Origin of the sequence: Paraburkholderia sp. SIMBA_054, from assembly GCF_046534875.1 — a bacterium.
In the GTDB taxonomy this organism is placed as follows: domain Bacteria; phylum Pseudomonadota; class Gammaproteobacteria; order Burkholderiales; family Burkholderiaceae; genus Paraburkholderia; species Paraburkholderia hospita.
Window position 1 is genome coordinate 177,152 of record NZ_JAWRXV010000012.1, and the last position, 12,979, is coordinate 190,130.

Here is a 12,979-nt window from a genome sequence, read left to right on the forward strand (position 1 = left end):
GGCGACTGAAGCGCACATCGACAACGACAAGGAAAGCACACACCATGACCACTCGTTCCATCAAATCGCTGCAGATCGGCATGCACTGGTTTCCCGAGCGCGCGGGCGGTCTCGACCGCATGTATTACTCGCTGATCGGCGCGCTGCCCGGCGCGGGCGTCGAAGTGCGGGGCGTCGTCGCGGGCTCGGAGCGCGTCGCGCAGGACACCAACGGCGCGATCCAGGGCTTCGGTTCCGCGGCGCAATCGCTGCCGCTGCGCCTGATGGCCGCGCGCCGCGCGCTGCGCCGCGAGATTCGCGAGCAGCGTCCCGACGTGATCTCGTCGCACTTCGCGCTGTACACGTTTCCGGGCCTCGACGCGATGCGTGGCATCCCGCAGGTGTCGCATTTTCAGGGGCCGTGGGCCGACGAGAGTCATGTCGAAGGCGCGGACTCGCTCGGTCAGCGCGCCAAGCGTTATCTGGAGCAGACCGTGTACGCGCGTTCGTCGCGGCTGATCGTGCTGTCCGATGCGTTCGGCCGCATTCTGACGTCGCGCTACGGCATTCCCGCCGACCGCGTGCGCGTCGTGCCGGGCTGCGTGAACGTCGATCAGTTCAATCTGCCGTTGACGCAAAACGAAGCGCGGCTGCGTCTGCAACTGCCGCTGGGCCGGCCGATCGTGCTGGCCGTGCGGCGTCTCGTGCGGCGCATGGGTCTCGAAGATCTGATCGATGCAGTGAAGGTTGTCAAACGCCGCAATCCGGACGTGCTGCTGCTGATCGCAGGGAAGGGGCGCTTGCAGCAAGAGTTGCAGCAGCGCATCGACGATGCCGGTCTCGGCGACAACGTGAAGCTGCTCGGCTTCGTGCCGGACGAGCATCTGGCGTCGCTCTATCGCGCGGCCACGATCAGCGTCGTGCCGACCGTGGCGCTCGAAGGGTTCGGTTTGATCACCGTCGAATCGCTGGCGTCGGGAACACCCGTGCTGGTGACGCCCGTGGGCGGTCTGCCGGAAGCGGTGGCGGGGCTGTCGCAGGATCTCGTGCTGCCTTCGACGGGCGCGGACGCGATCGCCGATGGCCTGGGCAAGGCGCTGGATGGAACGATCAGGCTGCCGGATTCGGATGCTTGCCGTGCGTATGCGCGGGCCAATTTCGATAATCCGGTGATCGCGAAGCGGGTCGCGGCCGTGTACAACGAGGCGATTCAGGCGGCGGCGTAGGGCGGATAACACCGTTGGGGGAAGGGACGGCCGTGAGCCGTCCCTTTCTTTTTGCGGCGACGGGCGACCAGGCATGCGTCGCTGATCAGCGTCTCTATAATTCCGATATTTAAGGAATTATCTAGATTTCACACATCCCGTGAGACTTAATTCCTTAAATATAAGAACTATTGACAGCTCACACTTCTTTTCCCCATAATTCCGATATTCTCGTAATTATCCGGCTCACGACGACCGTGAGCGGTTTTATTCCTGAAATCCCGGAACTATGGCCCGCACCTTGCCTCGACCCACCTCCGTCAATCCACTGGCTGGCGACATGGCAGCCTTGGGCCGGCTCGTGCGCAACCGGCGTGCGCAAAGCGAGCTTCGCATCGACGACGCCGCCGACATGCTCGGCATCTCCAAAGACGTGCTATCGCGGCTGGAAAACGGCCGATCGGTCAGTCTCGACAAGGTGTTCAAGGTGTTGAACGGTCTCGGCCTCAACATGCTGGTTTTCACAAATCAGGAAACCAGCGCGGTGCTCGATTACATCGAACCGTTCAACGCGCAGGCGGGCGCCACGGTCACAGCGCCCGGCAGTCCGTCGGAGGCGTCCTGATGCCTCATGCCCTTCATGTGACGGCTCACGAAGGAGCAGTCGGCCGTCTGGACTTCGACGCGCGACAGAGCCTCTACCGCTTCGCGTATGACGCAAACTGGCCCGGACGCCGGCATGCGTTTCCGCTGTCTCCGCACATCCCTCTGTCAGGCGATGAACCGCCAGGCGGTACCGTGCATCGGTTTATCGCCAATCTGTTGCCGGAGGGGCGGGCGCTCGATGTCGCGTCGGTTGTCTATCAGGTGTCGAAAGACAACACGTATGGGCTTATCCGGATGCTCGGCAAGGAGCCCGTCGGCGCCTTGAGCTTTCTCGCCACGGACGATGACGGCAAGCCCATTCACCCGGAAGAACGGCCGCCCGCGCGCCGCGAAATTTCACCCGATGAACTGAGCCAGCGCATCCGCGAGCGCGACGTGATTCCGTTCCCTGTATGGGATGGCAAGGTTCGCCTGTCGGTGGCGGGTTATCAGGACAAGCTGCAAGTACTGCTGGAAGGCGAGCGCATCGCGCTTGCGGATGGGCCGCTCAGTTCGACGCACATTCTGAAACCGGAATCGCGCAGCCCCGTCACGCCGTGCATGGTCGCCAACGAGCACTACTGCATGACGCTGGCGTCCCGCATGGGCCTGCTCACCGCGCCAGTTTCGATCCGGCGCATTCCCGAGCCGATCCTGCTGATCGGGCGGTTCGACCGGACGGTCGAGCTGGACCCCTCGGATGGCGAGTCCGTTCAGGCCGTGCGGCGGCGGCATGTGATCGACGGTTGCCAGGCGCTGGATCTACCCGTCACGTTCAAATACGAGCGGAATTTCGGCAACACACCGGACGTGCGCAACATACGCGAGGGCGTGAGCTTCGAGAGGCTGTTTGCGCTTCAGCGGCATCTCGACAATCCCGCTGCCGCGCGCACCTTCATGATCCGGTGGGCGCTGTTTCAGCTGCTGATCGGCAACAGTGATGCGCATGGAAAAAACCTGTCGTTTTTCATGCACGGCGGCGGTCTCGAACCCGCGCCGCTTTACGACCTGGTGTCCGTCAATGCCTATGGCGAGCGCGTCGAACAGGACATGGCGATGGGCTATGGCGACGCCTTCCGGCTGGAGGACATCACGCCGTTCGCGCTGGCGGATTTCGCGCGGCGAACGGGCACGGTGCCACGCTTTCTCGGCCGCGAAATGACGCGTATGGCGCAGGCCGCGAAGGCGCTTGCGCCCGAACTGGCACGTTCGGACGTCTATGTCGGCGACGAGCGCGCGCTGGTGCACACGATATCGGACTTCATCGCCGTGCAGGCCGAACGCCTGCTGCAATTCGCGCCGATGGTCCCGCAGGTCGACCGCAAGCTGCTTTAGACAAGCAAAAGGGCGCTTTACGCGCCCTTTCTCTGTCAGCGGTTCAAACCGCTATCAGCACGACAACCCGTTCTGGTTCCGCGCGATATCCGCCTCGACCATCATCTTGCACAGATGCTCGAGCGTCGTTTCCGGCTTCCAGCCGAGCTTGTCGCGCGCCTTGTCCGCGCAGCCGATCAGCAGGTCGACTTCGGCAGGGCGGTAGAACTTCGGGTTCACGCGAATCAGCGTCTTGCCCGTCCTCACGTCGATACCCTTTTCGTTCTCGTTGCGGCCCGACCATTCGAGCTGGTAACCCGCCGCTGCGAACGCCATCTTCACGAAATCGCGCACCGTTTCCGTGCGGTTCGTCGCGAGCACATAGGTGTCGGGTTCATCCGCCTGCAGCATGCGCCACATGCCTTCGACGTATTCGAGCGCGAAGCCCCAGTCGCGCTTCGCATCGAGATTGCCGAGTTCGAGCACCTCGGCCTTGCCGAGCTTGATCTTCGCGACGGTGTCGGTGATCTTGCGCGTGACGAACTCGCGGCCACGCAGCGGCGATTCGTGGTTGAACAGAATGCCGCTCGTCGCGAACATGCCGTACGACTCGCGATAGTTGATCGTCGACCAGTGCGCGAACAGCTTCGCGACACCATACGGGCTGCGCGGATAGAACGGCGTTTCCTCGCGTTGCGGCACGGCCTGCACCTTGCCGAACATCTCCGACGTCGACGCCTGGTAGAAGCGCATCTTCGGGTTCACCGTGCGGATGCCTTCGAGCAGGTTCAGCACGCCCACGCCCGTGACCTGCGCCGTCGTCGAAGGCTGGTCGAACGACACGCCGACGAAGCTCTGCGCCGCAAGGTTGTAGAGTTCGTCGGCCTGCACGGTGTCGAGCAGACGCAGCGTCGAGCCGGCGTCGGTGAGATCGTGCTCGACGAGTTGCAGATTCGGATTGTCCATCACGCCGAGTTCTTCCATCCGCCAGAAATTGACGGAACTGGTGCGGCGATACGTGCCCGTGACCTGATAGCCCTTGCCGAGCAACAGTTTCGTCAGATAGGCGCCGTCCTGGCCGGATACGCCCGTGATGATAGCTTTGCGTTGTGTGGTCATGAGTTGCCTCTCGTCGGGTTGTCGGAAGTAGAGTGAAGCGGGGATGCGGCGCGTGGCGGCTGGCGCGGCGAGTCGGCTGCGACGCCGAACAGACGCCGCACGAGCGGATCGATCACCTGAAAATCCTGCTGCGCCTTCACGCGATACAGCTCGGGCTTCGGATGCGCGCCGTCGGACATATGGGTCTTCCAGTCGGCCATTGCGGAGATTTCCGCGTAATGGTCGACGAGCGGGACCTGCTGTTCGGCCGCGATGCGCCGCGTCATCGCGGCCATTTCAGCGAGCCGTGCATTCAGACGCCCATCGGGCATCGGGTTCGAGGTCTGCAGCACGGGCAGCTTGCCGAGCGCCTGCGCAGTCTTCACGAGATCGGTTTCGGCCTGATAGAACTGCTCGGGCGTCTGGTTGTGCATCACTTCGTTGATGCCGTAATTGATGGTGACGATCTGCGCATTCGACGATGCCAGGCGGTCTTTCCACGGGCCGTTGCGGCCCGTGCCGTCGCGCAATTGCGTCGCCATCGCGCCGCCGACGCCGTCATTCACGACCGACACGCGCGCGCCGTATTCCGCGCGCAATGCATCCTGCAGATACGTCACCGCGTTATCGGCGCGCGGCCCGCAGCGGCCGTCGCTGCACGAAATGCCGAGCGTGGTCGAGTCGCCGTAGGCTTCGATCAGCACTTGCGGCTGCGCGCGTTGGTCAGCATGTGCAAGCGCGGCGGCGCAAAAGAGCGCGCACAGCGCGGCACGCAGCATCGGCGCGCGCGTCATGCGCTCGTCCTCGATGCTTCGCGTGTCGCATGCAACGCGGCGTCGGGCTGTTGGCCACGCGTCGCGCTGCCATGAATCAGGCGGCGCTCGAAGCCGAACCACGATGCGCTTGCATAAACCAGCGTGATCGCGAGCGCGAGCACGGCCGTCACGTAGCGGTTGTAATGCAGCGGCCAGAGCGCGTAGAGAACGGTCAGGTGGATCAGATAGATCGTGTAGCTGATCGTGCCGATATAGACGAGCACGGGATTGCACAGCACACGCTTGACGATCCCCTTGCTCTGCAGCGCGATCACGACGACCGACGTGCACAGCAACAGCGATACGCTATACAGGCCCGCATTCGACAGCGGCGTATTGGCCGCGCGAAAACGCGGATAGTGCAGATGCAGCCAAGCGAGCACGGCCAGCGCGACGCATACGCCGAGTACGGCAAGCACCTTGAACGGCGCGAGCGCGTTCGCATCGCGCCGCACGGCGACGGCGAGCAGCGCGCCCGCCGCGAGCAGATCCATGCGGAACGGCGTCAGGTAATAGATGGGCCAGAACGAATCGAACCACGGCGTCGCGACGGCGCGCAGCACGGGAACGAGCACGATCAGCGCGCCCGCGACATAGCCGAGCGCGCGCTCGGGCACGAGCAGGATCACGAACGGCCAGACAATATAGAACTGCTCTTCGACGGCGAGCGACCACAGCACGTTCAGGCTGTCATGGCCGCTCTGGTTCAGCGCATCGCCGATATTGGTCGCGAAGAACGCATACCACTCCCAGTGCTGCGCCCAGCCGAAGCCGAACAGCACTGACGACACCACCATCAGCAGCAGATACGGCGGCAGGATGCGGCGCGCGCGGCGTGCATAGAAGTAGCTGAAATACGACTGCTGGCGCGCCTTGCGATCCAGCAGGATGCCCGTGATCAGAAAACCGCTCAGCACGAAGAACAGATCGACGCCCATCCACAGCGGCGCCTTCAGCGCGTGCTGCGCGAACACCGCGAGCACGGCGATCGCACGCAAACCGTCGAGCTGGACGATGCGTCGGTGATGAGAAGGCGTAGCGGGCAGGGTGCTGGCTGTCATGAGCGTCCGTGTATGCGCCTGATGCGGCAGTCAATGGGCCATGCACGGTGTCGCGAGGCGATCACCATGAAGACGGTAAAAACGGGTTTGATTCTAGGTAAATAAAAACCCTAAAAAACAGGAATGAAATAAACGAATTGATTTGAATAACGAGAAGCGGATTTTCATATCTGCATACGCCCGGTTACACCTCGATACACACTCGCGACGCGAACCGGTAAGAACTTCGGATCGGATCGCCGTATCGGTAAATGGAGGGGATTTCAAGCAAAAAAATGCCCGAAAAAAATTCGACGCAAATTTTTTCTGCTTTCTTTTCGTGCGTTTCAACCGACGAATAATTTTGAATTATTTGCGAATTTCGTCCTTCATTCTTTGCACTTACCGTTAAGCGCTGATTGGATCAATGCGCATTAACGCCACTGCGCGTATTGCGCTGCCTTTCGAATTTCCGCCTTACATCCAGCGAACATGCATCGCTATCGCCTGCCTTCGTTTCGCCTCGACTGGAGAACTCGCGTTGTCCCGACTCACGCTTGCCCGCGCGTTGTGCGCGTTTGCCCTTCTCGCGACACTGCATGCGTTCGCCGAACCCGCGCTGAACGTGCAGACGTCATGGATCGGCAATACCTTCGGCTTCGGCGACGGCGCGTGGACGCAGATCAACATCACGGCGCTCGCGGTGTCGCCCGACGGCAAGGTCTATACGAACGCGCCGTGGGACGAGAGCGGCGCGGAAGCGAGCGTCTATCAGAACGGCAAGATGCTCGGCTTCGCGGGCGGCACGCATGGCTGGGGCAACAGCGGCGGCAACGCGATCGCGATCAACAAACGCTATGCGTATGTGGCTGTCGGCGTCGGCAACGAGAAGGGACATCTCACCGGTCAGGGCGTGTGGCCGGACAAGGGCCGTCAGTGGTACGGCATTTCGCGGCGCGAGATTGGCGATACGAAGCGCGTCGCCGCGTTCCAGGCCGCCGTGAGCAGCATCGATCCGCATGCGAAGGCGGCCGCCGCATTCGCGATGGTCAACGACGTGCCCACGGGCACGCGCGGCGACATCAACGGGCTCGCTGCAAGCGATACGACGCTCTACGCGTCGAACACGTCGCAGAACCGCATTGAGGTGTACGACGCCGAATCGATGCAGCGCAAGGCGCAATGGAGCGTGCCTGCGCCGGGCCGCATCGCGCGCGCGGGCGACGGCACGCTATGGGTGCTCACGGACACGCTCGGCGACAAGCCGAAAGTCGCGCACCTGGACGCAAACGGCCAGCGTCTGAAAGACGAATTGCCGCTGCCGGCCGACACGGTCGCCGTCGATATCGCCGTCGATCCTCAAGGCCGGGTGCTGGTCGCCGACAACGGCCCGCGCCAGCAGGTGCTGTTCTTCAGCAAACGCGATGGCGGCTATGCGCTGAGTTCGACGCTCGGCGAGCGCGGCGGCATCTTCTCGGGCGTCGCGGGCAAGCCGGGACCGCAGCGCTTCAACGGACTCACGGGCGTAGGCGTCGATGCGCGCGGCAACGTCTACGTATCGACCAACGGCGTCGGCCCGCGCTTCGAGCCGACGGGCGCGGGCCTCGGCGCGACGCTCGAAAGCTATGCGCCCGACGGCAAGCGCGTGTGGCAGGTCGAAGGGCTGTTGTTCGTCGATGGCGCGTGGATGGACCCGTCGCGGCCCGACAGCGTCTATACGGGCAACAAGCGCTTCACGCTCGATCTGTCGAAGCCGGCGGGCCAGCAATGGACCTATGCGGGCTTCCTGACGAACCGCTTCAGATATCCCGACGATCCCGTCTTCAACACCGACCAGTGGCCGGGCCTGCCCATCGCCCGCAAGCTGAAGGGCCGCACGTTCCTGTTCCTCACGGACATGTACGCGGACCATCTGAAGATCTATCGCTTCGACGGCGGCCGCGACGGCGAGACGGCGACGCCTTCGGGCTTTATCGCGGGCCGCGAGCGCGCCGTGCTGAAGGTGCCGAACGCGCCGAAGGGCGGCGACTGGATCTGGCGCGACAGCAACGGCGACGGCCGCTTCGATGCCGACGAATTCACGCCGAACACGACGGGCACGCACCTCGCGGGCGGCTGGGGCTGGTGGGTCGACACGAACGGCGACATCTGGCGCGCGCGCGATTCGAAGGGCATCAACCGCTTCAGGTTCGGCGGTCTCGATGCGAAGGGCAACCCCGTCTACTCGTACGCGGACATGACTTCATACCCGGTGCCGCAACCGTTCAGCGAAATCAAACGCGCGATCTACGACCCGCAAACCGATTCGATGTACGTGACGGGCTACACAGCCGAAGCGCCGTTCGACCGCGGCTTCTGGAAAGAAGTGGGCCGCGTGCTGGTGCGTTACGACAAGTGGTCGAGCGGCAACCCCGTTGCGCGCTACACGCTGCCGCTGCCGTGGGACACGAAAGCGAAACCCGTCTCGACGCTGATCGGCCTCACCGTCGAAGGCAAATACATGTTCGCCGTCGAGCCCGTCGGCACCGTGCACGTCTACGACAAGGAGACGGGCACGCCCGTCGGCACGATGCAGCCTGGGCCGGAAGTAGGCCATGCATCGGGCTGGGTCGACGTGCCTAACGGCATCAGCGCGTATCGCCGCGACGACGGCGAGTACCTCGTGTTCGTCGAAGAAGACGCACGCGGCAAGGTCCTGATGTACCGATGGAAACCAACATCAAAGACATAAACACGACGCTTCTCCACCCACACGCTACCCAAACCTATGACTGACCAGAAAGGCATCCGATGGACAAAGGCATCCTCAGAAACGTAGTGATCAACCTGATCGGACTGGTGTTGCCGACGTTTGTATCGCTCGTCACGGTGCCGTCGTACATCAAGCTGCTGGGCGTCGAACGCTACGGCGTGATCAGCCTCGTCTGGACGCTGATCGGCTACTTCAGCATTCTCGACCTCGGCATGAGCATGGCCGCGCAGAACCACATCTCGAAGGCGCGCGCATCGAACGATGAAAAGGCCTGCGAGCAGGTGTTCTGGAGCGCGACGTGGCTGAACCTGGCGACGGGCATCGTCGGCGGGCTCGTCATCTACTTCGGCGCGGCGCTCTATACCGCGTATTTCTCGAAGGTGTCGCCCGAACTGCAGCACGAGGTCTATATGGCGCTGCCGTGGCTCGCGGTAGCGATTCCGCTCGCCAACGTGTCGTGGGTGTTCGCGGGCGCGATCAACGGCGCGGAACGCTTCGGCATCTACAACACGAACCAGACGCTCGGCACATTCCTGTTCCAGCTGCTGCCACTCGCCGCCGCATGGATGATGGGACCGACGTTGCAGAACGTGCTCGCGGCGGCTGTGGTCGCGCGTTTGCTCGCCGCGATCCTGCTCGGACGCTCGGCGCTCAATGTGCTCGGCATCCGCCATATCCGCGCGCCGCAGTTCAAGGTGGCGAAGGGGCTCTTCAACTTCGGCGGCTGGATGCTGATTGCGAGCATCTCGGGGATGGTCGCGGAGTCGCTCGACCGCGTGATGCTCGGCACGAGTCTCGGCGCGCGTTTCGTCACGTACTACACCGTGCCGCAGAACCTCGTCACGCGCCTGAACATCGTGCCGACGGCGCTGCAGCGCACGCTGTTTCCGCGGCTCTCGGCGGTGGGTCGGGACGACGCCGACGTCATCATGCGGCAGTCGCTCGAATTCCTGAACGGCGTGTTCACGCCCATTGCGCTCGTCGCGATCATCGTGCTCGAACCGTTCCTGCATGCCTGGGTTGGGAGCGAAGTCGCGGACGCGGGCGGCCCGGTGGGACGCATCCTGATCATCTCGGTATGGCTCGTCGGCCAGGCGAACCTCGCGCGCATTCTCATTCAGTCGCAGGTGCATCCTGCGACAGCCGCGCGCCTCGGCCTCTTTGAGCTGCCTTTCTTCGCGGGCGCGCTGTGGTTCGGCATTGCGCATTTCGGGCTGACGGGCGCGGCCGTCGTCGTGGCCGCGCGCGGCCTGTTCGATTACGTCGCGCTGCTGAAACTGTCGGCCATTCACGCGCGTCCGATCGTGCTCGACATGCTCGCGCATCTTGCTTTTCTGGCGGGCACGTTGTGGCTCGCCACCTTGCTCTCCAGCCTGCCGATGGCCATTGCCGCGGGCGCGCTCATCGTGAGCGCGAACGTCGCGTGGTCGCTCACGATGACCCCTGCATTGCGCGATCTTGCGCGTTCGCTGCTTGTGCGTCTGAAGTTGCGACTCAATCCGAGGAATAGCGCATGAACCACGATATCGTTGAAGAAGACCTCCTGCGTCCCACGTCCGTGACGCGCGATGCGGGCCGCGATCTCATCACGACCACGCCCGTGGCAAAGCCGCCCGCGAAACGGCGCGGGGCGCGCAGCGTCGGGCCCGTGCGTGTCGCCATCATTCACGACTGGCTCGTCACCTATGCGGGCGCCGAGCGCGTGCTCGAGCAGATTGTCGCGTGCTTTCCGGAGGCGGATATCTTCAGCCTCGTCGATTTCCTCGACGACCGCACGTTCCTGCGCGGCAAGTCGGTGACGACCTCCTTCATCCAGAACCTGCCGAAGGCGCGCACGAAGTACCGCAGCTATCTGCCGCTGATGCCGCTCGCGATCGAACAACTCGACGTCTCCGCGTACGACGTCGTGATCTCCAGCAGTCATGCCGTCGCGAAGGGCGTGCTGACGGGCCCGGACCAGGTGCACATCAGCTATGTGCATTCGCCCATCCGTTACGCGTGGGATCTGCAGCATCAGTATCTGCAGCAGTCGAAGCTGACGAGCGGGCCAAAGTCCGCGGTGGCGCGGATGATCCTGCACTACATGCGCAACTGGGATATCCGCACGTCGAATTCCGTCGATGCGTTCGTTGCGAACTCCGAGTTCATCTCGCGGCGCATACACAAGGTTTATCAGCGCGATTCCGAAGTGATCTTTCCGCCCGTCGACGTCGATTCGTTCTCGCTATACGAGGAGAAGGACGACTTCTATCTGACAGCCTCGCGCATGGTGCCGTACAAGAAGATCGACCTGATCGTCGAGGCGTTTGCGCGGATGCCCGAGCGCAAGCTGGTCGTGATCGGCGACGGCCCCGACATGCAGAAGGTGCGCGCGAAGGCGACGTCGAACGTGCAGATCATGGGCTATCAGCCGTTCAACGTGTTGCGCGATCACATGCGGCGCGCGAAGGCGTTCGTGTTCGCAGCGGAAGAGGACTTCGGCATTTCCGTGGTGGAAGCGCAGGCATGCGGCACGCCCGTGATTGCGTACGGCAAGGGCGGGGCGCTCGAAACCGTGCGCGACCAGTACGAGTCGCATCCGACGGGGATTTTCTTCAACGAGCAGACGACCGATTCGATCATCGGCGCGATCGAGGATTTCGCTGACGATCCCACGCGCTTTAGGCCCGTCGATTGCCGCGCGAATGCCGAGCGTTTTTCGATCCGGCATTTCCGCGAGCGCTTCTTCGGCTTTGTGCGCGAAACGGTACCTGCGTTGCACGGGGCGACGTTGCCTTTGGATGAACCACCCGCGAAGGTTAGCGAACAGAAGCCGGCATCAAGCGCCTTGCGCGTGCTTGCGATTGATCAGAGCGGCGTGATGGGTGGCGCCGAACTGTCGCTGCTGGAAGTCGTGAAGGCGCTCAAGGCGCGCGTGCAGGTGGTGCTGTTCGACGACGGACCGTTTCGCATGGCATTGCATCGCGAAGGCGTGGCCGTCGATGTGCTCGATCCCGGCGCGACGCGCGACATCCGCAAGCAGGGCGGTACGCCGCCCATCGCCAGGGCGGTGAAGGGCGTTGCATCGCTGGTTCGCGCGACCGTCGCGCGGGCTCGGCAGAGCGATGTGATCTATGCGAACACGCAGCGGGCGATGGTGATTGGCGCGATTGCTGGGCGGTTCGCAGGGCGTCCTGTGGTCTGGCATCTGCGCGATATAGTTAGCCCCGAGCATTTCGGCAGCCGGCAGCTTGCGATCATCAAATGGTGTGCGAAATTGGGTCTTGCGCATGTGATTGCCAATTCGGCGGCTTCGGCGCGCGCGTTTGCCGAGCTGACCAGTTTTGGCGAAAAGCGCATCGATGTGGTGTTTAACGGGATTTCTGCTGCGCCGTTCAGTGCGTTGCGGGATACGCCGCAAAGCGTGCTGCGTGCGCGGCTGAAGCTGCCGCAGGATGCGTTTCTGGTCGGCTCGTTTAGTCGTCTCGCGCAGTGGAAGGGGCAGCATGTGTTGCTCGAGGCGATGGTGCTGAATCCGCAGATGCATGCGGTTTTGGTGGGCGCGCCGCTGTTTGGTGAAGATGCGTACGAGGCACGGTTACGTGAGTTTGTTGCGTCGAATGGGCTTGAAGGGCGCGTGCATTTTCTTGGGTTTCAGGATGATGTGGCTGCGTGCATGTGTGCGGTCGATGTCGTTGCGCATACTTCGATTACGCCGGAGCCTTTTGGTCGTGTGATTGTTGAGGGGATGTTGGCGCGGCGGCCGGTCGTGGCGGCACGTGCTGGCGGTGTGGTTGAGATCATCGACGATGGCGTGAATGGGGTGATGTGTACGCCAGGCGATGCGCATGTGCTGGCCGATACACTTGCTGAATTGCGGTCGGATCAGGCGCTGCGCGACCGGCTTGTTGCGCATGGGTATCAGACCGCTGTGCGGAAGTTTGGGACCCAGGCGTATGTCGAAGGCGTAGAGAAAATTCTTGCCAATGTGGCGAATGGGGTTTGAGTTTTTTTTGTCTGCGACGCTGGGGCGGTGTTTTTTTGCCCTTGCGCTGGCATCCGCTTTGCGGTGTTTGCTGTTCACGCGTCGCCCCTGTGTTAGCGCCTTCGCGGCGCGGGCGTTTTTTGCTTTTACGCGGGCATCCGCGATTT

Annotated in this window: 9 protein-coding genes; 6 read left to right on the plus strand and 3 right to left on the minus strand. The window is 62.9% G+C overall.

All coding sequences use genetic code 11. From position 1 onward, the window contains the following. The first annotated feature begins 44 nt into the window (after positions 1-44). The 3 genes from SB822_RS17140 to SB822_RS17150 all read left to right on the plus strand — a co-directional run bounded on the left by SB822_RS17140 (position 45) and on the right by SB822_RS17150 (position 3,164). Complete coding sequence (locus tag SB822_RS17140) at positions 45-1,205, plus strand: glycosyltransferase family 4 protein (protein ID WP_007585981.1); 1,161 nt, start codon at positions 45-47, stop codon at positions 1,203-1,205. A 319-nt stretch (positions 1,206-1,524) separates the two neighbouring features. Further along, positions 1,525-1,809, plus strand: a complete 285-nt coding sequence (locus SB822_RS17145; RefSeq protein ID WP_090835165.1) for a helix-turn-helix domain-containing protein — start codon at positions 1,525-1,527, stop codon at positions 1,807-1,809. After that, positions 1,809-3,164, plus strand: a complete 1,356-nt coding sequence (locus SB822_RS17150; protein WP_090835162.1) for a HipA domain-containing protein — start codon at positions 1,809-1,811, stop codon at positions 3,162-3,164. Before SB822_RS17145 ends, SB822_RS17150 begins: the two co-directional genes overlap by 1 nt. A gap of 54 nt (positions 3,165-3,218) precedes the next feature. On the opposite strand, the gene gmd is transcribed toward SB822_RS17150, so the two are convergent. Genes gmd through SB822_RS17165 form a run of 3 tightly spaced genes read right to left on the minus strand, consistent with a single transcriptional unit; the run spans position 3,219 to position 6,117 of the window. Then, entirely contained in the window at positions 3,219-4,262 is a 1,044-nt protein-coding gene (gmd, locus tag SB822_RS17155) for a GDP-mannose 4,6-dehydratase (protein ID WP_007585986.1), read from the minus strand. Next, positions 4,259-5,035 (minus strand): SGNH/GDSL hydrolase family protein, encoded by a 777-nt coding sequence (locus SB822_RS17160; protein ID WP_090835158.1) that lies wholly within the window; start codon positions 5,033-5,035, stop codon positions 4,259-4,261. The genes gmd and SB822_RS17160 overlap by 4 nt, the downstream gene beginning before the upstream one ends. After that, positions 5,032-6,117, minus strand: coding sequence for an acyltransferase family protein (locus tag SB822_RS17165; RefSeq protein ID WP_090835156.1), 1,086 nt, complete (start codon positions 6,115-6,117; stop codon positions 5,032-5,034). The genes SB822_RS17160 and SB822_RS17165 overlap by 4 nt, the downstream gene beginning before the upstream one ends. A 520-nt stretch (positions 6,118-6,637) precedes the next feature. Between SB822_RS17165 and SB822_RS17170 the strand changes: the two genes are divergently transcribed. From SB822_RS17170 to SB822_RS17180, 3 genes are read left to right on the plus strand one after another with little or no spacing between them, the layout of a single operon-like run. After that, positions 6,638-8,827 (plus strand): hypothetical protein, encoded by a 2,190-nt coding sequence (locus tag SB822_RS17170; protein ID WP_090835329.1) that lies wholly within the window; start codon positions 6,638-6,640, stop codon positions 8,825-8,827. A 59-nt stretch (positions 8,828-8,886) separates the two neighbouring features. Then, positions 8,887-10,365, plus strand: a complete 1,479-nt coding sequence (locus SB822_RS17175; RefSeq protein WP_007585992.1) for a flippase — start codon at positions 8,887-8,889, stop codon at positions 10,363-10,365. Further along, the gene (locus tag SB822_RS17180) at positions 10,362-12,833 is read left to right on the plus strand and encodes a glycosyltransferase family 4 protein (protein WP_090835153.1); all 2,472 of its coding nucleotides are present in this window, start codon (positions 10,362-10,364) and stop codon (positions 12,831-12,833) included. Before SB822_RS17175 ends, SB822_RS17180 begins: the two co-directional genes overlap by 4 nt. Positions 12,834-12,979 lie beyond the last annotated feature (146 nt).